Source organism: Sphingomonas sp. 1F27F7B (assembly GCF_005503355.1).
In the GTDB taxonomy this organism is placed as follows: domain Bacteria; phylum Pseudomonadota; class Alphaproteobacteria; order Sphingomonadales; family Sphingomonadaceae; genus Sphingomonas.
In genome coordinates, this window is record NZ_SCMK01000002.1 from 157,863 (window position 1) to 177,608 (window position 19,746).

23 protein-coding genes and 1 riboswitch are annotated in these 19,746 nt (G+C 67.9%); of the genes, 15 read left to right on the forward strand and 8 right to left on the reverse strand.

Annotation, left to right across the window (positions count from 1 at the left end; all coding sequences use genetic code 11):
• Nucleotides 1–71 precede the first annotated feature (71 nt).
• From recQ to FFS08_RS02515, 7 genes are read left to right on the forward strand one after another with little or no spacing between them, the layout of a single operon-like run.
• Nucleotides 72–1,841: a DNA helicase RecQ gene (gene recQ / locus FFS08_RS02485; protein WP_137861931.1), complete on the forward strand. Its 1,770-nt coding sequence runs from the start codon at nt 72–74 to the stop codon at nt 1,839–1,841.
• Entirely contained in the window at nt 1,838–2,326 is a 489-nt protein-coding gene (locus FFS08_RS02490; protein WP_137861930.1) for a hypothetical protein, read from the forward strand. The genes recQ and FFS08_RS02490 overlap by 4 nt, the downstream gene beginning before the upstream one ends.
• The gene (locus tag FFS08_RS02495; RefSeq protein ID WP_137861929.1) at nt 2,323–2,757 is read left to right on the forward strand and encodes a protein tyrosine phosphatase family protein; all 435 of its coding nucleotides are present in this window, start codon (nt 2,323–2,325) and stop codon (nt 2,755–2,757) included. The genes FFS08_RS02490 and FFS08_RS02495 overlap by 4 nt, the downstream gene beginning before the upstream one ends.
• On the forward strand, nt 2,754–3,113 hold the full coding sequence (locus FFS08_RS02500) for a hypothetical protein (RefSeq protein WP_137861928.1): 360 nt from the start codon (nt 2,754–2,756) through the stop codon (nt 3,111–3,113). Before FFS08_RS02495 ends, FFS08_RS02500 begins: the two co-directional genes overlap by 4 nt.
• Before the next feature lie 20 nt (nt 3,114–3,133).
• Entirely contained in the window at nt 3,134–4,105 is a 972-nt protein-coding gene (locus tag FFS08_RS02505) for a sterol desaturase family protein (RefSeq protein WP_137861927.1), read from the forward strand.
• Nucleotides 4,039–5,616, forward strand: a complete 1,578-nt coding sequence (locus FFS08_RS02510; RefSeq protein ID WP_137861926.1) for a GMC family oxidoreductase — start codon at nt 4,039–4,041, stop codon at nt 5,614–5,616. The genes FFS08_RS02505 and FFS08_RS02510 overlap by 67 nt, the downstream gene beginning before the upstream one ends.
• Nucleotides 5,613–5,810, forward strand: a complete 198-nt coding sequence (locus tag FFS08_RS02515) for a hypothetical protein (RefSeq protein ID WP_137861925.1) — start codon at nt 5,613–5,615, stop codon at nt 5,808–5,810. The genes FFS08_RS02510 and FFS08_RS02515 overlap by 4 nt, the downstream gene beginning before the upstream one ends.
• A gap of 100 nt (nt 5,811–5,910) precedes the next feature.
• Here the strand turns inward: FFS08_RS02515 and FFS08_RS02520 are convergent, their stop codons facing one another.
• Together FFS08_RS02520 and FFS08_RS02525 are read right to left on the reverse strand one after the other, a co-directional pair.
• Entirely contained in the window at nt 5,911–7,329 is a 1,419-nt protein-coding gene (locus FFS08_RS02520) for an ammonium transporter (protein WP_137861924.1), read from the reverse strand.
• Between the two features lie 14 nt (nt 7,330–7,343).
• Nucleotides 7,344–7,682 (reverse strand): P-II family nitrogen regulator, encoded by a 339-nt coding sequence (locus tag FFS08_RS02525; protein WP_086127851.1) that lies wholly within the window; start codon nt 7,680–7,682, stop codon nt 7,344–7,346.
• A gap of 247 nt (nt 7,683–7,929) precedes the next feature.
• Here FFS08_RS02525 and FFS08_RS02530 point away from each other — a divergent pair, with 247 nt between their 5' ends.
• The 6 genes from FFS08_RS02530 to FFS08_RS02555 all read left to right on the forward strand — a co-directional run bounded on the left by FFS08_RS02530 (nt 7,930) and on the right by FFS08_RS02555 (nt 13,318).
• Nucleotides 7,930–8,679, forward strand: coding sequence for a sterol desaturase family protein (locus FFS08_RS02530; RefSeq protein ID WP_137861955.1), 750 nt, complete (start codon nt 7,930–7,932; stop codon nt 8,677–8,679).
• Between the two features lie 72 nt (nt 8,680–8,751).
• Entirely contained in the window at nt 8,752–9,609 is an 858-nt protein-coding gene (locus tag FFS08_RS02535; RefSeq protein WP_137861923.1) for a MipA/OmpV family protein, read from the forward strand.
• Between the two features lie 37 nt (nt 9,610–9,646).
• Nucleotides 9,647–9,755, forward strand: a riboswitch (TPP riboswitch).
• 33 nt (nt 9,756–9,788) lie between these two features.
• Nucleotides 9,789–11,648, forward strand: a complete 1,860-nt coding sequence (gene thiC, locus FFS08_RS02540; RefSeq protein ID WP_137861922.1) for a phosphomethylpyrimidine synthase ThiC — start codon at nt 9,789–9,791, stop codon at nt 11,646–11,648.
• A 67-nt stretch (nt 11,649–11,715) separates the two neighbouring features.
• Nucleotides 11,716–12,192: a DUF1579 domain-containing protein gene (locus tag FFS08_RS02545; RefSeq protein WP_137861921.1), complete on the forward strand. Its 477-nt coding sequence runs from the start codon at nt 11,716–11,718 to the stop codon at nt 12,190–12,192.
• A gap of 103 nt (nt 12,193–12,295) precedes the next feature.
• Nucleotides 12,296–12,697, forward strand: coding sequence for a hypothetical protein (locus FFS08_RS02550; protein WP_137861920.1), 402 nt, complete (start codon nt 12,296–12,298; stop codon nt 12,695–12,697).
• A gap of 111 nt (nt 12,698–12,808) precedes the next feature.
• Entirely contained in the window at nt 12,809–13,318 is a 510-nt protein-coding gene (locus FFS08_RS02555) for a Rid family hydrolase (RefSeq protein ID WP_137861919.1), read from the forward strand.
• A gap of 22 nt (nt 13,319–13,340) precedes the next feature.
• On the opposite strand, the gene FFS08_RS02560 is transcribed toward FFS08_RS02555, so the two are convergent.
• Together FFS08_RS02560 and FFS08_RS02565 are read right to left on the reverse strand one after the other, a co-directional pair.
• On the reverse strand, nt 13,341–13,664 hold the full coding sequence (locus FFS08_RS02560; RefSeq protein ID WP_137861918.1) for a hypothetical protein: 324 nt from the start codon (nt 13,662–13,664) through the stop codon (nt 13,341–13,343).
• 8 nt (nt 13,665–13,672) lie between these two features.
• Complete coding sequence (locus FFS08_RS02565; RefSeq protein WP_137861917.1) at nt 13,673–14,599, reverse strand: hypothetical protein; 927 nt, start codon at nt 14,597–14,599, stop codon at nt 13,673–13,675.
• A gap of 262 nt (nt 14,600–14,861) precedes the next feature.
• On the opposite strand from FFS08_RS02565, the gene FFS08_RS02570 reads away from it, so the two are divergent.
• Nucleotides 14,862–15,266, forward strand: coding sequence for a VOC family protein (locus tag FFS08_RS02570; RefSeq protein ID WP_137861916.1), 405 nt, complete (start codon nt 14,862–14,864; stop codon nt 15,264–15,266).
• Between the two features lie 362 nt (nt 15,267–15,628).
• Here FFS08_RS02570 and FFS08_RS02575 read toward each other — a convergent pair whose 3' ends face one another.
• The 4 genes from FFS08_RS02575 to FFS08_RS02590 all read right to left on the reverse strand — a co-directional run bounded on the left by FFS08_RS02575 (nt 15,629) and on the right by FFS08_RS02590 (nt 19,313).
• Nucleotides 15,629–16,279: a DUF6891 domain-containing protein gene (locus tag FFS08_RS02575; RefSeq protein ID WP_137861915.1), complete on the reverse strand. Its 651-nt coding sequence runs from the start codon at nt 16,277–16,279 to the stop codon at nt 15,629–15,631.
• 75 nt (nt 16,280–16,354) lie between these two features.
• Nucleotides 16,355–17,809, reverse strand: a complete 1,455-nt coding sequence (locus FFS08_RS02580; RefSeq protein WP_137861914.1) for a S41 family peptidase — start codon at nt 17,807–17,809, stop codon at nt 16,355–16,357.
• A 67-nt stretch (nt 17,810–17,876) separates the two neighbouring features.
• The gene (ung, locus tag FFS08_RS02585; protein WP_137861913.1) at nt 17,877–18,578 is read right to left on the reverse strand and encodes a uracil-DNA glycosylase; all 702 of its coding nucleotides are present in this window, start codon (nt 18,576–18,578) and stop codon (nt 17,877–17,879) included.
• Between the two features lie 30 nt (nt 18,579–18,608).
• Nucleotides 18,609–19,313 carry an endonuclease III domain-containing protein gene (locus tag FFS08_RS02590; protein WP_212741942.1) on the reverse strand — a complete coding sequence of 235 codons (705 nt, stop codon included), beginning with the start codon at nt 19,311–19,313 and terminating at the stop codon, nt 18,609–18,611.
• 61 nt (nt 19,314–19,374) lie between these two features.
• Between FFS08_RS02590 and FFS08_RS02595 the strand changes: the two genes are divergently transcribed.
• Nucleotides 19,375–19,722, forward strand: coding sequence for a GFA family protein (locus tag FFS08_RS02595; protein WP_137861912.1), 348 nt, complete (start codon nt 19,375–19,377; stop codon nt 19,720–19,722).
• Nucleotides 19,723–19,746: the final 24 nt, after the last annotated feature.

Genomic DNA, 19,746 nt, shown 5'->3' on the forward strand with positions numbered 1-19,746 from the left:
AGGAGTTGGAGGACGGCGTCCCCCCGCAAATGGTCTCGACTTCGCCGCCCCTCGGCCGCTAACCGGGCGCGATGGTTCCCGCGATCGAAACTCTCCGCCGCATATTCGGCTTCGACAGCTTTCGCGGCGTCCAGGCGGAAGTGGTGGATCGCGTCCTTGCCGGCCGGCGCACCCTGGCGGTGATGCCCACCGGGGCGGGCAAGTCGCTCACCTATCAGCTGCCCGCCGTGATGCTGGAGGGCACTTGCGTCGTCGTCTCGCCGCTGATCGCGCTCATGCACGATCAGCTGCGTGCCGCCGAGGCAGTCGGCATCCGCGCCGCGACGCTCACTTCGGTGGACGAGAATCGCGCCGAGACGATCGAGCGCTTCCGTGCGGGCCAGCTCGACCTGCTCTATGTCGCGCCCGAGCGCGCCTCGGGCGAAGGCTTTCGCAATCTGCTCGGCCAGGCGAAGCTGTCGCTGTTCGCGATCGACGAGGCGCATTGCGTTTCCGAATGGGGGCATGATTTCCGCCCCGATTACCGCCTGCTGCGCCCGCTGCTCGATCGCTTCCCCGACGTGCCGCGCCTCGCGCTCACCGCCACGGCGGACGCGCACACCCGCGCCGACATCCTCGAGCAGCTGGGGCTGCCGCAAGAAGGGCTGATCGTCGCCGGCTTCGACCGGCCCAATATCCGCTACGCGATCACCCCGCGCGAGAACACGACGCGGCAGGTGATCGACCTGATCGCAGAGACGCCGGGCCCCGGCATCGTCTATGCCCAGACCCGCGCCGGGGTGGAGAAGCTGGCCGAGAAGCTTGCCGCCGAGACCGGCCGGCCGGTGCTGCCCTATCATGCCGGGCTCGATCCCGAAGTCCGCCGCCGCAACCAGGCGGCGTTCGTCGCCTCGGAGGAGATGGTGATCGTCGCCACGGTCGCCTTCGGCATGGGGATCGACAAGCCCGACGTGCGCTTCGTCGCCCATGCCGGCCTCCCCAAGTCGATCGAGGCCTATTATCAGGAGACGGGCCGTGCGGGCCGCGACGGCGATCCGGCGGTGGCGCACCTCTTCTGGGGCGCCGACGATTTCGCCCGGGCGCGCCAGCGGATCGGCGAAGTCGAGCCCCAGCGCCAGCCCGGCGAGCGTGCCCGGCTGACCGCGCTCGGCGCGCTGGTCGAGACTGCGACTTGCCGGCGCCGCATCCTGCTGCGGCATTTCGGCGAGGAGCCCGCGGAGGCGTGCGGCAATTGCGACAATTGCCTGAGCCCGCCCGCCGCGATCGACGCCACGGTGACGGCGCAGAAATTCCTCTCGGCGGTGTTCCGCACCGGCATGATGTTCGGGACCGGCTATATCGAGAGCATCCTGCTGGGTCAGTCGAGCGAGCGCAGCCTGACGAATGGGCACGAGAGCCTCTCCGTCTTCGGCATCGTCGACGGCGAGGAGGCGGCGTTGATCAAGCCGGTCGCCCGCGCGCTGCTGCTGCGCGACGCGCTGCGTGCCAATGATCATGGCGGGCTGGAATTCGGGCCCGAGGCGCGCGCGATCCTGAAGGGCGGCGCCACGGTGGCGCTGGTGCTCCCGCCCAAGCGCGAGCGTCGGCGGCGCGGCGGCAAGTCGGGCGCCCCCAATCCCGTCGGCGATCCGCTGTTCGAGGCGCTGCGCGCCAAGCGCCGCGAGATCGCCCAGGAGACCGGCCTGCCGCCCTATGTGATCTTCCACGATTCGGTGCTGCGCGACATGGCCCTGCTCCGGCCCGGGAGCATCGCCGCGATGGGCAACATCTCGGGCGTTGGCGCGCGCAAGCTCGACGCCTATGGTGATGCCTTCCTGCAAGTGATCCGCGAGGCCGCATGAAGACGATCCTGCTCGCCGCCCTGGTCCTGCTCGCCGCCTGCGTGCCGCAGCGTGCACGCGTCGCGGCCCCGCCCGCGCCTTCGACCATCTCGATGGACCGCAACAGCTGGGGCCGCCTGGTCTCGCGCTGGACGATCGACGGGGCGGGCAAGGGCGAATTCACGGCCCCCGAACCCGATGTGTACAAGCCCGAGCGGCTGGTGACCCGGCGCTTCTCAGCCGGCAGCGCGGGCTTCGCCGAGATCCGCAAGCTGCTCGCCCTGGGCGAGGTGCAGGCCGGCGGCGAGCTCGACTGCGGCGATCGCATCACCGATCAATATTACGGGACGGTCCGCTGGGAGGATGCGAGCCTGACCTACGACATGGGCTGCCAGGACCCCGCCACCGAGGAAGTGCTCAAGGGCATCACTGCGGCCGAGCGCCAGGTCGCGGCCTGGGCCGCCAACCAGCCGATCACGAAAACCGAGAAAGTGGAAAAGCAATGACCAGTCCGCGCCGCGTTGACGACAGCATCTCGGTGGCCCCCCAGATCGCGGCCGAGGACATGGCCTTCCTCGCCGGGCAGGGCTTCACCTATGTGATCAACAACCGCCCCGACGAGGAGGAAGCCGGCCAGCCGGAGGGCGAGGCGATCCGCGCCGCCGCCGAGGCGGCGGGGCTCGGCTATGCCGCGATTCCCGTCACCCATGCCGGCTTCTCCTCCGCCCAGGTCGAGGCGATGGCAGCGGCGCTGGCGGAAGCGAAGGGGCCGGTGCTCGCTTATTGCCGTTCGGGCACGCGCTCGTGCAACCTCTGGGCGCTGGCCGAGGCGAGCCGCGGCGGCGACCCGGCGGAGATCACTGGCAAGGCTGCCCAGGCCGGCTATGACATCTCCGGCATCCGCCCGCTGCTCGATCAGCTTTCCGGGCGGGCGTGACGCAGCTCTACGTCTTCGGCGGCTCGATCGCCGCGGTGCTGGTGCTTGCCCTCATATCCCGGCTGCTTGGGCTGGGCGGGGGGCGCATCGCCGGCGCGGAGGAAGCGCGCGCGGCGGCGGAAGGGATGATCCCGGGTTTCGACGCCGGCGAGGCGCTGCTCGGCAGCGACGGCAAGGCCGCGCTGGTTCATGGCAAGCGGGGCGATGCCGCGCTGCTCAAGCTCCATGGCGCGCGTGTTGCGGCGCGGCATCTCCATGTTCCCCTCATCAGCGAAACGACTCCCGAAGGTCTCCGCATCGACAGCGGCGACAGGCGCTTCGGAACCGTGCTGCTGCGCGGCGTGACTCACTACTGACATTGGGGTAAGCAGGAGCCATGCCTCAGTTGCCGCTGCTCTTCGATCCGGTGAACTATGCCATTCCCGGCTTCGTGGCGCTGATCCTGGTCGAGATGCTGGTCGCCCGGTTGCGCGACCGCCACCGCTATTGTCCGCGCGACACGCTGACGTCGCTGATGCTCGGCTTCGGCAGCACGGTGGCCAGCGCGCTCACCGCCGGCGTGGTCTTCGCGCTGGCGATGTGGGTCTATCAGTACCGCCTCTTCACGATCGGCTTCGCCTGGTACTGGTTCGTCCTCGCCTTCGTGCTCGACGATTTCGCCTATTACGTCTTCCATCGCGCCGCGCATCGCGTCCGCTGGTTCTGGGCGAGCCATGTCATCCACCATTCGAGCCAGCATTATAACCTGACCACGGCGCTGCGGCAGACCTGGACCGGCTTCGTCAGCCTGGGCTTCCTGTTCCGCCTGCCGCTGTTCCTGATCGGCTTCCATCCGGCGATGGTCTTCTTCTGCGCGGGCCTGAACCTGATCTACCAGTTCTGGATCCATACCGAGGTGATCGGCCGCATGCCGCGCTGGTTCGAGGCAGTGATGAACACGCCGTCGCACCACCGCGTCCACCACGCGACCAACCCGCGCTATCTCGACAAGAACTATGCCGGGGTCTTCATCGTCTGGGACCGGATGCTCGGCACCTTCGAGCCCGAGCGCGACGACGAGCGCCCGCGCTACGGCATCGTCAAGGACCTGGGCAGCTTCAACCTGCTCTGGGCCGCCTTCCACGAATGGGTGGGCATCGCGAAGGACGTCTGGGCCGCGCCGGACCTGAAGTCCCGAATCCTGTACATGATCGCGCCGCCGGGCTGGAGCCACGACGGCAGCCGCGATACATCCGAAACCATCAAGGCGCGCTGGCAGGCGCGGCAGAACCGGGGGGTCGCGTGGAAGCAGCCGACATCGTCGTCATCGGTGGAGGATCGGGCGGGAGCGCCGTCGCAGGCCGCCTGAGCGAGGGCGGCCGGTACAGCGTCGCAGTGCTCGAGGCCGGCGGCCGCAACACCGGCATCAAGACGCGCATGCCCGGCATGCTGCCCTTTCAGGGGCCCGCGACCAACTGGGCGTTCGAGACGGTGCCGCAGCGTGGGCTGAACGGCCGGCGCGGCTATCAGCCCCGCGGCAAGGGGCTGGGCGGGTCGAGCGCGATCAACGCCATGCTCTATGTCCGCGGCCATGCCAGGGACTATGACGAATGGCGCGATCTCGGCTGCCTCGGCTGGGGCTGGGACGAGATGCTTCCCTGGTTCCGCCGTTCCGAACGCAATGTCCGCGGCGCCGATGCATATCATGGCGACAGCGGCCCGCTCTGGGTGAGCGACCAGCTCTACGCGCATGGCGGCAGCGAGGCGTTCATCGAAGCCGCAGGCGCGCTGCAGATCCCGCGCAACGACGATTTCAACGGCGCGCACCAATCGGGTGCCGGCCTCTACCAGGTGACTCAGCGCAAGGGCGAGCGCTGGACCGCCGCGCGCGCCTATCTGGAGCGCCGCGAGAGCCTCGAGATCATCACCGAGGCGAGCGTGGAGCGCGTGCTGTTCGAGGACGGCCGGGTCTGGGGCGTCGCCTATCAGCGCGATGGCGTGGCGCGCGAGATCCGGGCGCGCCGCGCGGTGGTGCTCGCCGCCGGCGCCTTCCAGACGCCGCAGCTGCTGATGCTCTCCGGCATCGGTCCGGGCGAGCATCTGCGCGAGATGGGCCTGTCGGTGCGGATCGACCGGCCGGCGGTGGGCGGCAATCTCCAGGACCATCTCGACTATGTCGCCGCTTTCGAGACGCCGGGCAGCTATTTCCTCGGCCGCTCGGGCATGGGCACGCTGAAATCGCTGGGATCGATGGCGCGCTGGATGGTCACCCGCAAGGGCGGCATGACCAGCCCCTATGCCGAGGCGGGCGCCTTTCTCCGCAGCGATCCCGCGCTGGAGCGGCCCGACATCCAGCTCCACTTCCTGATCGCCATCGTCGAGGATCATGGCCGCACGCCGGTGCAGGGGCACGGCTTCAGCTGCCATGCCTGCGTGCTGCGGCCCGAAAGCCGCGGCACCGTCCGCCTCCAGTCGCTGGACGCGCGCGTGGCGCCGCTGATCGACCCCGATTTCCTGAGCGACCCGCGCGACCTGGAGCGGCTCAAGCAGGGCGTGCGGATGATGTACCGCATCCTCGAGGCGCCGCAGCTGGCCCAGTACAAGGGCCGCGACCGCTATCCGATCGACCTGGCCGACGATGCGGCGCTCGAGCGGCTGATCCGCGCCCGGGCGGACACGATCTACCACCCTGTCGGCACTGCGCGCATGGGCTCGGACGAAGGTGCGGTGGTCACGCCGCGGCTCAAGGTGCGCGGAGTGGAGGGGCTCTACATCGCCGATGCCTCGATCATGCCGCGCCTGATCGGCGGCAACACCAACGCGCCGACCATCGTGATCGGCGAGCGCTGCGCGCAGTTCGTCCACGAAGATCCGGCGTGATCGAGACATCGAGCCAGCTCCTCTGGACCCTGCTGGCCCTGGGCCTGTTCTGCTCGGTCCAGGCGGTCCGCGATCTGCGGCGTCGCAACTATCCGATGGCCGCGCTGGCGGCACTCTGCGTGCTGCTCATCCTGCTCGTGCCGGTCCAGACCCATGCCGTGAAGGTCGATTTCCCGGCACCACCCAGCCGGTAAAAAAGGGGCCGGCGCTCTCGCACCGGCCCAAGTCGTCCGCAGGAGGAACCTCGGTTGGGTGCCGCGCGCGCAGGAGAGGCCCACGCGGCACCCGAGCTCGTCAGTAATTGTAGGCGCGCTCGCCATGGGCATTGATGTCGAGGCCCTCGACCTCGACTTCCTTGCTCGGGCGGATGCCGATCGTGAACTTGAGCAGCAGGAAGAGGACCAGCGACACGCCGCCCGACAGGACCAGCGTGGTCAGCACGCCCTGGGTCTGCACCCAGAGCTGGCTGGCCATGTCGTACTTGCCGGCGACCGCCGGGATCACGGTGAAGTCCATGAATCCCTGGCCGCCCAGCGCCGGATCGGCGACCACGCCGGTGCCGATCGCGCCGATGATGCCGCCGATGCAGTGCACGCCGAACACGTCGAGCGTGTCGTCATATTTCAGCGCGTTCTTGACGGTGGTGACGAAGAAGAAGCAGCCGGCCGAAGCGACCGCGCCGAGCACCACCGAAGTCATCGGCGCGGCGAAGCCCGCCGCCGGGGTGATCGCGACCAGGCCGGCGACCACGCCCGAGGCGGCGCCGAGCAGCGACGGCTTGCCATGGATCACCTGCTCGATGATCGCCCACATCGCGCCGGCCGCCGCGGTGGCGACCATGGTGTTGATGAAGGCGAGCGAGGCGAACTTGTTGGCTTCGAGGTTCGAGCCGGCGTTGAAGCCGAACCAGCCCACCCAGAGCAGGGAGGCGCCGATCATCGTCATGGTCAGCGAATGCGGCGGCATCGGCTCGCTCTTGTAGCCCACCCGCTTGCCGATCACGAGGCAGCCGACCAGGCCGGCGATGCCCGCATTGATGTGCACCACGGTGCCGCCTGCGAAATCGAGCGCGCCCTTGCCCCACAGATAGCCATGGTCGTCGGGCAGGCCGGCGGTGAAGTCCGGGCCCGGCCAGTACCAGACCATGTGCGCCATCGGATAATAGACCAGGATCGACCAGGCGACGACGAAGAGGATCAGCGGCGTGAACTTCACCCGCTCGGCAAAGGCGCCGACGATCAGCGCCGGCGTGATCATCGCGAAGGTCATCTGGAAGACGACGAAGGTCGTCTCGGGCAGATAGACGCCGTTCGAGAAAGTGGCGGCAAAGGTGTTGGCGTCGACGCCGTGCATCAGCGCCTTGGAGAAGCCGCCGACGAACAGGTTGAGGCTGCCGCCATTGGTGAAGGCCATCGAATAGCCGATGGTGACCCAGAGCAGCCCGGCGACGCAGACGATGGTGAGCACCTGCATCAGCACCGAGAGCATGTTCTTGGTGCGGACCAGGCCGCCATAGAAGAGCGCGAGCCCCGGCACCGACATCATCAGCACCAGCGCGGCCGAGACCAGCATCCAGCTGACATCGCCCTTGTTGACCATCGCGTCGGTCGGCACGACCGGGGCGGCTGCGGCCGGCGCCTGCGCCAGGGCCGGGATCGCGGCGAACAGGGCGCCGAGCCCCGCTCCCGCGGCAATCTTCATCGCTAGTTTCATCTGGACCCCCATCTTCACAGCGCCGTCTCGTCGGTCTCGCCCGTGCGGATGCGCACGGCCTGGCCGACATCGAGGACGAAAATCTTGCCGTCGCCGATCGCGCCGGTGCTGGCGGCGGCCTGGATCGCTTCGACGGCGCGGTCGGCCAGATCGGCCCCCACCACCACCTCGATTTTGATCTTGGGCACCATGTTGGTGCTGTATTCCGCGCCGCGATAGATTTCGGTCTGGCCCTTCTGGCGGCCGAACCCCTTGACTTCCGACACGGTCATGCCCGCGACACCCACGCCCGTGAGCGCTTCGCGGACCTCGTCCAGCTTGAACGGTTTTATGATGGCGATGATGAGTTTCATGTCGCCCCCTCGTTGGCGGTTATCCCGAGAGGTGCAGGAGCAAGGGGCGTGCCAGAGGCAAGAATCGCGCGATTCTGTGCGATTCCCGCGTAATCAAATGCTACGGTGCGGCAGATTTTTGTGCAGATGCGAAAGCATGCCTAAAAAACGGGCAGGATTCGTTGGGCAGCCGGTTCGGTTCTGCGAGCGGGCCGGCATGCGGGCGGCGCCGGATGCGGCGCAGTGCGAGATCGGCTATGGCGGCGCGGTGACGCTCGCCATCCTCCTCTCCGCGCTCGCGATGACGGCGATCGTCGGCGTCCGCTATCTGCTGGCGAGCGGGGGCTTCGCGCTGGCGACGCGGCTGCGGCATCCCGGCCTGTATCGCGGGCTTGACCGCCAGATCCGCCGCGAGATCGGCTGGAGCCTCGCCTCCGCGGCGATCTACGGCGTGCCGGCCGGCATTGTCGCCTGGGGCTGGGCCAATCGCGGCTGGACGCGGATCTACACCGATGTCCATGCCTTCCCGCTCTGGTATCTTCCCCTCTCGGTGCTGCTCTATCTGCTCGCGCATGACGCCTGGTTCTACTGGACGCATCGCTGGATGCACCGGCCCGTGCCGTTCCGCCGCATGCATGCCGTCCATCATGCCAGCCGGCCGCCCACCGCCTGGGCGGCGATGAGTTTCCACCCGCTCGAGGCAGTCACCGGCGCGGTGGTGATCCCCGGCCTCGTCTTTCTGATCCCCATTCATGCCGGCGCGCTGGCACTGGTGCTGGCGATCATGACGGTGATGGGCGTCACCAACCATATGGGCTGGGAGATCTGGCCGCGCTGGGTCTGGCGGGGACCGCTCGGCGCCTGGCTGATCACCGCCAGCCACCACCAGCGCCACCATGAACGCTATGCCAGCAATTTCGGCCTGTATTTCCGCCATTGGGACCGGCTGTGCGGCACCGATGCGGGGCTTGGCGGGTTCGCGCGGCCCGCGACGTCCAGGGGCCGCGACCGGGCCTGAGTGGCGACCGAGCGCAGGAACCGGCCTTGCACAGGCCGCGTTTCGCACCTGCAACATCGGGAAACCCAGTTCATGCGTACCCCCTGTATCGCGCTCTTCGCGGCGCTCTGTATCGTCGCCGTGCCTGCCTTCGCACAGGATGAGATCGCTCCCGTCGCGCGCGACAATCGCGACAATCGCGATTTCGCGATGATCGGCGTCGGTGCGGCGGTGCTGCCCGACTATGAAGGCTCGAACGACTATCGCTTCGCCCCCGTGCCGTTCGCCGTCGGCAAGCTTTCCGGGTTCGGCTTCGAGCTCGCGGGCACGCGGCTGAGCGTCGACCTGGTTCCCGATCGCTCGGCCAGTGGCCTCGATTTCCAGGCCGGCCCCACGGTCAACGTCAACTTCAACCGCACCAGCATCGGGGCCATCGAGGATCCGCGGATCCGGGCGCTGGGCAAGCTCGATGCGGCGATCGAAGTCGGCGGCTTCGTCGGCGTCGCCAAGACCGGCGTGTTCACCAGCGACTATGACCGGATCGCCTTTCGCGCTTCCTATCGCCACGACGTGGCCGGCGTGTCCAAGGCGGGGGTGTTCAACCCGTCGATCACCTACATGACTCCGCTCAGCCGCAAGGCGATGATGGGGCTGTTCCTTTCGGCGACGCGTGTCGAGAAAGGCTATGCCACCACTTATTTCGGCGTGACTGCCGCCGGTTCGGTCGCCAGCGGCCTGCCCGTATGGAACCCGAAGGGCGGCTGGAAGGACTGGACCGCGGGCCTGGGCGGTGCGGTCTCGCTCAACGGCGACCTCACGCACGGCCTCCAGCTCTTCGCCGGCGGCACCTATCGTCGGCTGCTCGGCGATTTCGGCGATTCGCCGATCGTGCGTACCGCCGGCGCGCGCGGTCAGTGGCTGGGCGCGGCCGGTCTTGCCTACAGCTTCTGAGCCGCTGGACCTTGCGCGCCCGAGCGCCTAAGAGTCCGGTCATCCCCGGGGGAGCGCTGATGCGCGCTTGAGAGGAAGGCAGCAGCCTTCGACCCGCTGAACCTGATCCGGTTGAGACCGGCGTAGGGAGGGAGCGGCCTTTACCCGAAGACCGTCCTCTCCCGTCATGGAGAAGACGAATGGCCGACATTCCCGCCAAGACCGAACTTGCCGTCACCACCGGCGCGATCCGTGGCTCGAAGAAGATCCATGTCGGCCCGCTCGGGGTCGCGATGCGCGAGATCCATCTCGAGCCCGGCTCGGGGGAGCCGCCGGTCCGCGTCTACGACACTTCGGGCCCCTATACCGATCCCGATGCCCGCATTGACATCATGGCCGGCCTGCCCGAGCTCCGCCGCGAATGGATCCGCGCCCGCGGCGATGTCGAGGAAGTGCCGCAGCGCGAAGTCCGTCCCGAGGACAACGGCCAGCTCGGCCCCGATCGCTCGGGCGGCGTCCAGCCTTTCCCGAACGTCCGCAAGAAGGTGCTGCGCGCGAAGCCCGGCGCCAACGTCTCGCAGATGCACTATGCCCGGCGCGGCATCGTCACGCCCGAGATGGAATATGTCGCCGAGCGCGAGAATCTCGGCCGCGCCCGCCTCGCCGAATATCAGCGCGACGGCCAGAGCTGGGGCGCCGCCATCCCCGACTATGTGACGCCCGAATTCGTCCGCGACGAAATCGCCCGTGGCCGCGCGATCATCCCCAACAACATCAACCACCCGGAATCGGAGCCGATGGCGATCGGCCGCAACTTCCTGGTCAAGATCAACGCCAATATCGGCAATTCCGCCGTCGCCTCGAACGTCGCGCAGGAAGTCGACAAGATGGTCTGGGCGATCCGCTGGGGCGCCGACACGATCATGGACCTGTCGACCGGGCGCAACATCCACGACACCCGCGAATGGATCCTGCGCAACGCGCCGGTGCCGGTGGGCACCGTGCCGATCTATCAGGCACTGGAAAAGGTCGGCGGCATTGCCGAGGATCTCACCTGGGAGATTTTCCGCGATACGCTGATCGAGCAGGCCGAGCAGGGCGTCGACTATTTCACCATCCATGCCGGCGTACGCCTGCCCTATGTGCCGCTCACCGCGAAGCGCGTCACCGGCATCGTCAGCCGTGGCGGCTCGATCATGGCGAAATGGTGCCTGGCGCACCACAAGGAGAGCTTCCTCTACGAGAAGTTCGACGAGATCACCGAGATCATGAAGGCCTATGACATCGCCTATTCGCTCGGCGACGGCCTGCGCCCCGGCTCGATCGCCGACGCCAATGACGAAGCCCAGTTCGCCGAACTCTACACTTTGGGCGAACTGACCAAGCGCGCCTGGGCGCAGGACGTGCAGGTGATGATCGAGGGCCCCGGCCATGTGCCGATGCACAAGATCAAGGAGAATATGGACAAGCAGCTGGAAGCGTGCGGCGAGGCGCCCTTCTACACGCTCGGGCCGCTGACCACCGACATCGCGCCGGGCTATGACCATATCACCAGCGGCATCGGCGCCGCGATGATCGGCTGGTACGGCACCGCGATGCTCTGCTACGTCACGCCCAAGGAGCATCTGGGCCTGCCCGACCGCGACGACGTCAAGGTCGGCGTGGTCACCTACAAGCTCGCCGCGCATGCCGCGGACCTTGCCAAGGGCCATCCGGCCGCCAAGGTCCGCGACGACGCGCTGTCCCGCGCCCGCTTCGAGTTCCGCTGGCGCGACCAGTTCAACTTGTCGCTCGATCCCGACACCGCCGAACAGTATCACGACCAGACACTGCCGGCCGAAGGCGCCAAGACTGCGCATTTCTGCTCGATGTGCGGCCCGAAATTCTGCTCGATGAAGATCACCCAGGAAGTGCGCGACTTCGCCGCGAAGCAGAACGCGCCGGTCGAGGGCTTCCTCGCGGCGGAAGATGCCGAGGCCGGCATGGCGGCGATGAGCCAGGTGTTCAAGGAAACCGGCAGCGAGCTCTACATGGGCGCGGGCGGCCGCGAGCACGACTGACCTGTTCCGCATCTGTTCCGACCTGCGGGAAAATGCTAGTCGGCATGTTCCCGCAGGAGGAGCGCCCGTGAACCGCAACGATCACTGCCCCGATTTCGATTTCCAGCAGGGGCGCTGGAACGTCCGGCATCGCCGGCTCAAGGCCCGGCTGGCGGGCTGCGCCGATTGGGAGGAATTCGCCGGCACCAGCGAGCAGCGCCCGCTGCTCGGCGGCAACGGCAATATCGAGGACAATCTCCTCCATTTGCCCGGCGGCGACTATCGCGCCGTGGCGCTGCGCTCCTTCGATCCGGCCACGGCCAGCTGGGCGATCTGGTGGCTCGACGGCCGCGCGCCTCATATGCTCGACGTGCCCGTGATCGGCCGGCTCGAGGGCGGTGTGGGCAGCTTCTACGCGGACGACCTGCTGGACGGCCGCTCGGTCCGCCTGCGGTTCCTCTGGCTCGGGGCCGACGGCGATGCCCCGCGCTGGGAACAAGCCCTGTCGCCGGACGGCGGGGCGAACTGGGAGACCAACTGGACGATGGACTTCACCCGGGCCTGATCCGGCTCCCGCCCGGGCGGAATCATCTCCGGAACGGACGAGCCTGTGTCCATTCCCGACGCGTTGCGCGCTATTTTCCCGCCATTCGCATCGAGGAGGGGGCATGACGCGCAGCGGGAAACGATGGGCGGGAGCATTGCTCCTCTTTGGCGGACTCGTCCCTGCCGCCGCCGCAGCGCAGGGGCGGATGGCGAGCGCTCCCGATTTCTCCGCGGTCACCAGCGATGCGGCGGCGCACCGGCTCGTGCGCGAGGGGAGGCTGGTGGCGATCCGCCCCTTTCCCGGCGGCCCGGACGATATCGGCTATCTCTCGCCCGCGGCGGAAGCAGCGCGGCGTCATGTCATCGGCATGCTCGGCCGTCTGCTCGAGCAGGACCTGATCGACAGCCTCGAGGTCCTGCCCGAATATCGGGGCGAGAGCATCGTTCCCGTCCGCCTCCGCTTCCGCGCCGACCATAGCCGGGGCGGAGGCGCGCCGTTCGAAGGCGTGGTCGAGATCTGGTGACCGCCCGCTCCGGTGAGGGGATCTGGCCTCCGCGTCCGTACCGGTGCAAGCTGCCGCCGGGCCGCGCCATGGGGCGAGGCACCGGACAAGGCATTGTGGAGGAGGCGGGCAATGGCATCGGGCGTGGTTCGGAACATCGGCGGAGCAGTGAAACTGCGGGGCGCGTGCCGTGCCATGGGCCTCGCCGCCGCGGCACTGGCCTGCCTGCCCGTCGCCGCCCAGGCCCAGCGCAGCGCGATGACGGTGATCATGCCGGAGGATCCCCGCGCAAGGGCGGCGCAGGAGGATTGGGGCTATGCCGAGGCAGTGGTGGCCGGCAACACCATCTATCTCTCGGGCATGGTGGTGGGGCTGCGCCCGGGTGAAACCGATCTCGACGCTGCGTTCGACCGGGTCTTTCGCAGAATCGAGGGGACGCTGAAGCGGGTCGGCGCCAGCTGGGACGACGTGGTGGACATTACCAGCTTCCACACCGACATCCTGCCTCAGATCGAGGCGATGAAGCGTGTCAAGGCCCGCTATGTCCGCGCGCCCTATCCGGCCTGGACCGCGATCGATGTCGATCGGCTGCTGCCCGATGCGGGGCTGACGGAGATCAAAATCGTGGCGGTGAAGCGATAGCCCTCCAGCGCTCCCCGGGGGGTCATTCCTCCGGGCGCAGCGAGGCTTCGATCATCGGCACCAACGCCGCCCAGTCGCCCGGAAGCCTCGTGACGAGGAAGCGCTCCACCTCCCGGCGGGGATCGGCGAGAGTTGCGTGCGGTGTGTGCACCGCGCCGTGATAGGCGCGGCAGGCGTCGGACCGGATCGCATACAGGAATCCGCGATAGCCAAGTGCGGGTGGTTCCTGCCAGTCGGCTCCCGCCGGCAGCGCATCGTGCAGCGCGAGCAGCGCCGCGGCGGCATGCGCGTCGAGCTGCCAGACCGGATTGGGCCGGCCGCTGAAGACATCGAGCTCGACGCGCATGGCCTCGTTCAGTTGATCACGACCGACTTCCCTGCATAGAAGAAGTCGCAGAAATTGGTGTAGGGTCCTCGTGCGCAGGTCTGCGGATCGGTGATCAGCACACCGTTGCTGTCATAGTTGCGCGCGGCCGTGCTGCCCGGCTTGTGGCCCCAGAAGCCGCCGCGCTGATGGCGATACCAGTGATAATCATAGCCCGGCGCGATCACCAGCGCCATCAGCCGACGCGGATATTCGCTTTGCGGCAGGCAGTTGCACCGCTTCTTGAGACCGTCGGCCATCGCCGCCGCGGTCACGGTGTTGCACGCCATGACCGAGGTGCCCGCGCCATGGGCGCGGCCCGGCTGCGCAAAGGTGTTGGTGCGCCAGTTCCGTGCGTAATTATAGCAATTATTGTAGGGCTGGGTCGCCGGATTGTTCCAGAAGGCAGGATTATACTGGCTGACTTCATATTGGCACTGGCTGCACTTGCTGTCGGATATGGTGGTGATCAGCGGATTGCTCGGCGGGGGCGGCGGGGGCGGCGGTCCGGGCGGCTTCCGCATCAGGCGCGCCGTCACCTCCATCCATTCCAGCGCAGTCTCGCGCAGCTTTGCGTCGAGCGGCGTCACGGCATGCTCGACCAACCGGACTTCGGAACGGAGCGGCATCGTCTCGATGAGCAGGCGCGCAAGCTCGCCCGCGGCATCCAGATTCTCCCTTGCGCTAGGCCCGACCGAGAATTTCTGCGGGAGCCCGCGCGGCGCCCGAACGTCGTCGAGGAGATTCTCGACGCGGACCTCGCGGAAGCCGAGCCCGTTATATCCTTCGCCCGACTTGGTTAGTGCGGCGCGCATTTCACGGGCTGCGCCGAGCAGCTTCTTGGCTGCCTCGTCCTCGGTGATCATCCAGACCGGATTTGGCCGGCCCGAAAACATGTCCACTTCAATGCGTAGCATGATCGATTCTCCCCAGTAGAAGAATTTGCGTCATGCGACCCAGCATTTATCGAAGAAATCTATTGGCAAACCCGAATTGCCACGCGGAGTTTCGTCCCAATTCATGGGCGACTCGATACGCAGGATTTCAAGATAACCACCATATTTCCGACGAGGCAATCGAATATACTGGAAGAATAGTCCATTTCGGGTATCGGCCTTCCCGGCGGGAGGCTCCGAAGGCGAGCGGGCTCGCCGCCGCCCGACAGGATCCGGAGAACAGGTGCCCCATCTCGCGCATATCGCCCTCATCGTCCGCGACTATGACGAGGCGCTTGCCTTCTACGTCGGCAAGCTGGGCTTCACGCTGGTCGAGGACAGCTACCAGCCCGAGCAGGACAAGCGCTGGGTCACCATCCGCCCGCCCGGCGCAGCGGAGGGCGCCACCACCATCCTGCTCGCCCGCGCCGCCACGCCGGAACAGGAAGCCGCGATCGGCAACCAGGCGGCGGGGCGCGTCTTCCTGTTCCTCGCCACCGACGATTTCGAGCGTGACCATGCCGCCTTCACCGAAGCCGGAGTCCGCTTCGTCCGGCCGCCCGCCCGGCAGCCCTATGGCACGGTCGCGGTGTTCGAGGATCTCTACGGCAATCGCTGGGACCTGATTGCGTTCGCCCCGCGATCCTGATGGATCCCGCGCGCCATGGGCGCCGGCAGACCATTCCATGCCGTTCGCAGAATAGGACTTCGCCTGCTCCATCCTGTCCGATGAGCAGGAAACGCGTCGCTGCCGCCTCACGCGCGGCTGTGCGTCGGGGCTGTGCGTCGGGAAGGTGGCTACAGGCCGCATCTCGATGATCCCCATGCGCTCGCGCCACGATGGCTGATCGCCCGAGAAGCAGGTCGCCTATATCGAGGCGCATAGGCCGAATGCGGCTGTGTCGACCATGCATGCCGGCGCGTCGGCATCAGCCATAATCGGCCTGTGCGCTGCGCAGGCGGATCGATGCGCAGCGCTTCCGCGTGACCCGGCACGCGGGGATCGGGGGCTCAGATGCTCCGGCGGCGCTTCCAGTCGAGCGCCACGCCGATGCGCTGGTCCCAGCTGCCGTCCCAGCGAGTCTCCAGTCCATGCGCCTCGAGCTCCGCGACGATGTCGCGCGCCACCGCCAGCGCCGCGTCCTCGCCTTCGTCGCAGGCGCCGTAATTGAGGTACAGCCCGCCGCCGTCCACCGCGCTCTCGGTGTCCTGCATGTGGTAAAACGCATAGCCGCGTGCCGCGGCCCCGGCGTCTTCCGCCGCACGCACTTCGTCCCAGATCTCGGTCGCGCCGCAATTGCCGCAGCAGCTGAAATTCTGGCGGGCGATCACGCCGCTTTCCTCCAGTGCGGCGAAGGCGGCGTCGAGCCGGTCGCAATCGGTCTCGTCGGGCCAGTGGCGCTCGGCGGCGCGCTGCTCGGCCAGTGCCTGGCGGAGCAGCTTCTGGGCGAGCGGGCGCAGTTCGTCGGGCGACATGTCGTCGGCAAAGGCGTCGGACGCGTTGGTCAGGATCGCGTCCTCGTCATAGAAGCCGCTCGCCACGTCGCGGCGGATCTGATCGCGTACCCATTCGGTCTTCTCGGCGAGCGGCGTCGCCGGGGGCGCCAGCGCCGCATCGGGCGCGGCGCGCTTGCCGAACAGGCGGCCGAACAGCGACTTCATTGCTTCCTCCATCGTCGGAAGGGGAAGATAGCAACCCCGGCGGCCCGCGCCTATGCCGCGTGCCGCAAAAACGGATCAGAACATGCCGGGCACATCGCGCTGCGGGACGCTCGGCCGGGCCGGCGCGAGCAGCTCGTGCGCCGCGGCGGCGCCTGTCTCGGTGGCATTCTTCGCCGCCGCCGTGGCGGTAACGGCGCTGATCGCGGTGCAGCTCTTGCCCTGGATGAAGTCCAGCGCGGCGCGGGTCGATGCCTCGCGCGAATCGCCCATGGGATAGGCGATGTCGTCCGATGCGCGGCAGCTCGCCTTCACCGTGCCGGCGAGCCCGGTGAAATAGGCGCCCTGATGGTCGCGATTCTCCAGCGCGAAGGCGATGATGCGGAACCGGTCGTCGCAGGCGGTCTTGTCGATCGCGATCTGGCCCACCGGCTTGCCATAGGTGTTGGTGCCGACCAGCGCGAGGCTGGTGCCGAGATAGGGGAGCATGCCGGCGACCACGAGCTCGCTGGCCGACGCGGTGCTGGAGGTGCCGATAAAGGCGATCCGGGTCGGGGCGATCGACTGGGTCTGGGACGCGAAATATGCCGTGCTGTTCTGTGCCGACTTGCTGGGACGGAAGGTCATATAGTCGAACACGTCCGCGGTCGTCCGGTTCGCGCCCATCAGGTTGCCCATCAGCTCGGCGATCGAGACGAGACCGCCGCCATTGTAGCGCACGTCAACGATCACTTCGGTCACGCCGGCGGCGCGGAACTGGGCGAAAGCGGCGCGCAGCGGCGAATCGGCGGTGTTGATGAAGGTGCGCAGATTGACGTAGCCGACCCGGTGGCCGCCATCGTCGATGATCTTGGCGCCGTAGCGCGACGAGACCGGGGTGAGCGTATAGTCGGTCTTGGAAATGGTCACCACGCGCGTGCCGGCGGCGGTGTCGTTGACGCGCATGGTGCGGCTGGTGCCCGCGGTGTTGGGGCCGAGCGCCTCGGTCAGCGCGGCGGTGCCGCCGCCGGCGAGGATGTCGCTCACGTTCCTGAGATTGGTGGAACTGGTGCCGATCGCCAGGATCTCGGTGCCGCGGTCGATCCCTGCGGTCAGCGCGCTGGTGCCCTCGAAGGTCTCGGCCGAGAAGAGCCGGTTGCCGTCCAGGTAGAGGCGGAAGCCGAAGCCCGCGCTCGAGCCCGAATTATAATAGGCATTCTCCTCGGCGATCGACGTGACATAGGTGAAATAGCGGTCGCGCCCCTGGGCCCGCGCTGTGGCGGTGAGCGCGTCGACATAGGCGCCGACGCTGGCATAGGGCGTGGGATCGAGGCTGGCGGGCAGCGTCTCGGGGAAGAGATACCATTCGTTGAGCTGCGCGGCGGCCCAGTCCTGGCGCTCGCGCAGCGTGCAACCCGCGGCAGTCGGTGTGGGCGTGGTCGGCGTGGGCGTCACGCTGCCGGTCGATCCGCTGCCGCCCGAGACGGATCCGCCGCCCCCGCCGCTGCAGGCGGAAAGGGAAAGCGCGATCAGGGCAGTCAGGGTACGGCGCATGCGAAGTCTCCTCGCGACCAGCCTAAGTCATGCGCGGAACCAAGTCATCCGGCTGTATTCGCGAAACTCAGTCCTGAAGCGGCGGCAATGCCCAATCGATCGGTTTCATGCCGCGGCTCTTCAGGAATTCATTGGCCTTCGAAAAGTGTCGGCTGCCGAAAAAGCCCGAATGGGCGGAGAGGGGGGAGGGATGCGGCGCCTTGAGCACGAGATGGCGGCCGCCCCGGTCGATCGAATCGACGAACGCCGCCTTCTTCTGGGCATGGCTGCCCCAGAGCAGGAAGACCACCGGCTCGGCGCGGGCGTTGACGAGGCGGATCACCGCGTCGGTGAACCGTTCCCAGCCGCGCCCCTGGTGCGATGCGGCCATGCCCATCTGCACGGTGAGCACGGCGTTGAGGAGGAGGACGCCCTGGTTCGCCCAATGTTCGAGAAAGCCGTGCCGCGCCGGGGGAACGCCGAGATCGGCCTCCATCTCCTTGTAGATATTGACCAGGCTCGGCGGGGTGCGGACGCCGGGCCGGACCGAGAAGCACAGCCCGTGCGCCTGGCCTTCGCCATGATAGGGATCCTGGCCGAGGATGACGACGCGGACGTCCTCGAGCGGGGTCAGGTCGAGGGCGCGGAACCATTCGCTGCCCGCCGGGAAGATGCGCTTGCCCGCCGTCTTCTCGGCGACAAGGAACTGGCGCAGCGCCGCCATGTACGGATCGGCGAACTCGCCCTGCAGCGGTTCGAGCCAGCTCGGATGGAGTTTCACCTCGGCCATGGCCTCCTGTCCGAGAGCCGCGCCGTCCTGTCAATTGCCTCGCGCGCGGCAATCGGTCCGCAACGGACAGCGCGCGCAATCGGCGGCGTCGAACCGGCACAGCGTCTGGCCGAGCTTCTTGGTTGCGATGTGGAAATCGAGGAAGTCGCCGCCCCGCCATTCGGGCATCGCGCGCGTCACCGCTTCGCTCGCGGCGCGGCCCTCGGCGCTTCGGCGGACGAACCCGGTGCGCCGGAGCACGCGCAGCACATGGCCGTCGACGATCAGCACCGGGCGGTCGAGCGTGCTGGCGTTGAGCGTGGCGGCGGCGACCTTGCGGCCGACGCCGGGCAGCCGCTCGAGCCAGGCCAGGGCGTCGTCGAGCGGGAGTTCGCCGAGGAAGCGGAGGTCGAAGCCCCGGCGCTCCGCCGCGATCCGCCCGAGCGCGCCGATCAGGTAGCGCGCCTTGTCCTCGGCATGGGTGACTGCGCCGATGCAGCGCAGCACTTCCGCCGGCCCGGCCGCGAGCAGGCGGGCCGGCGTGCCGAAGGCGGCGGCCAGCCGGTCATAAGCGGCGAGCGACACCGCATCCCGGGTCCGTCCGCTGATCATCGACTTGACCAGCGCGCCGATCGGCGCGCGCCGGGGTAGCGGTCCGGCCAAGGCGCGCATAGGCTCCAGCGCGCGCTGCCAGCGCTGGATGTCGTCGTGCCCATGGAAGCCGAAGCCAGATTGCATGGCGGCGAAGTAGAACATAATATGAACAAAGGCAATGGCGGTGCCCGCGCGTTGCCCGTGAGACAGGAGGAGAGAGCCGATGCCGTTCACCGGAAGCTGCCATTGCGGCGCGATCGCCTATACGGTTGCCGAGGATCCGCCCGGCCAGGCGATGCAATGCAATTGCTCGATCTGCCGCCGCAAGGCGCCGCTGCATCATTTCACCACGCCCGATCGGTTCACGCTCCACACCCCGCGCGAGGCCGTGGCGACCTATCGCTTCAACCATCATGTCATCGATCATCACTTCTGCCGGAATTGCGGCGTCGCGCCGTTCGCCGAGGGGCAGGGGCCGAACGGGCCGATGGTGGAGATCAACCTGCGTTGCGCCGACGGGGTCGACCTCGATGCCCTGAACGTGCAGCGCTATGACGGGGCGAGCCGTTGAGCGCTGGTCTCGGCGGCGCGGCGG

Bases quoted from the DNA above. Each gene is read 5' to 3' on its own strand.
- recQ (WP_137861931.1), top strand. From the start codon at position 72: ATGGTTCCCGCGATCGAAACTCTCCGCCGCATATTCGGCTTCGACAGC.
- FFS08_RS02490 (WP_137861930.1), top strand. From the start codon at position 1,838: ATGAAGACGATCCTGCTCGCCGCCCTGGTCCTGCTCGCCGCCTGCGTG.
- FFS08_RS02495 (WP_137861929.1), top strand. From the start codon at position 2,323: ATGACCAGTCCGCGCCGCGTTGACGACAGCATCTCGGTGGCCCCCCAG.
- FFS08_RS02505 (WP_137861927.1), top strand. From the start codon at position 3,134: ATGCCTCAGTTGCCGCTGCTCTTCGATCCGGTGAACTATGCCATTCCC.
- FFS08_RS02520 (WP_137861924.1), bottom strand. From the start codon at position 7,329: ATGAAACTAGCGATGAAGATTGCCGCGGGAGCGGGGCTCGGCGCCCTG.
- FFS08_RS02525 (WP_086127851.1), bottom strand. From the start codon at position 7,682: ATGAAACTCATCATCGCCATCATAAAACCGTTCAAGCTGGACGAGGTC.
- FFS08_RS02535 (WP_137861923.1), top strand. From the start codon at position 8,752: ATGCGTACCCCCTGTATCGCGCTCTTCGCGGCGCTCTGTATCGTCGCC.
- thiC (WP_137861922.1), top strand. From the start codon at position 9,789: ATGGCCGACATTCCCGCCAAGACCGAACTTGCCGTCACCACCGGCGCG.
- FFS08_RS02550 (WP_137861920.1), top strand. From the start codon at position 12,296: ATGACGCGCAGCGGGAAACGATGGGCGGGAGCATTGCTCCTCTTTGGC.
- FFS08_RS02555 (WP_137861919.1), top strand. From the start codon at position 12,809: ATGGCATCGGGCGTGGTTCGGAACATCGGCGGAGCAGTGAAACTGCGG.
- FFS08_RS02560 (WP_137861918.1), bottom strand. From the start codon at position 13,664: ATGCGCGTCGAGCTCGATGTCTTCAGCGGCCGGCCCAATCCGGTCTGG.
- FFS08_RS02565 (WP_137861917.1), bottom strand. From the start codon at position 14,599: ATGCTACGCATTGAAGTGGACATGTTTTCGGGCCGGCCAAATCCGGTC.
- FFS08_RS02575 (WP_137861915.1), bottom strand. From the start codon at position 16,279: ATGAAGTCGCTGTTCGGCCGCCTGTTCGGCAAGCGCGCCGCGCCCGAT.
- FFS08_RS02580 (WP_137861914.1), bottom strand. From the start codon at position 17,809: ATGCGCCGTACCCTGACTGCCCTGATCGCGCTTTCCCTTTCCGCCTGC.
- ung (WP_137861913.1), bottom strand. From the start codon at position 18,578: ATGGCCGAGGTGAAACTCCATCCGAGCTGGCTCGAACCGCTGCAGGGC.
- FFS08_RS02590 (WP_212741942.1), bottom strand. From the start codon at position 19,313: ATGTTCTACTTCGCCGCCATGCAATCTGGCTTCGGCTTCCATGGGCAC.
- FFS08_RS02595 (WP_137861912.1), top strand. From the start codon at position 19,375: ATGCCGTTCACCGGAAGCTGCCATTGCGGCGCGATCGCCTATACGGTT.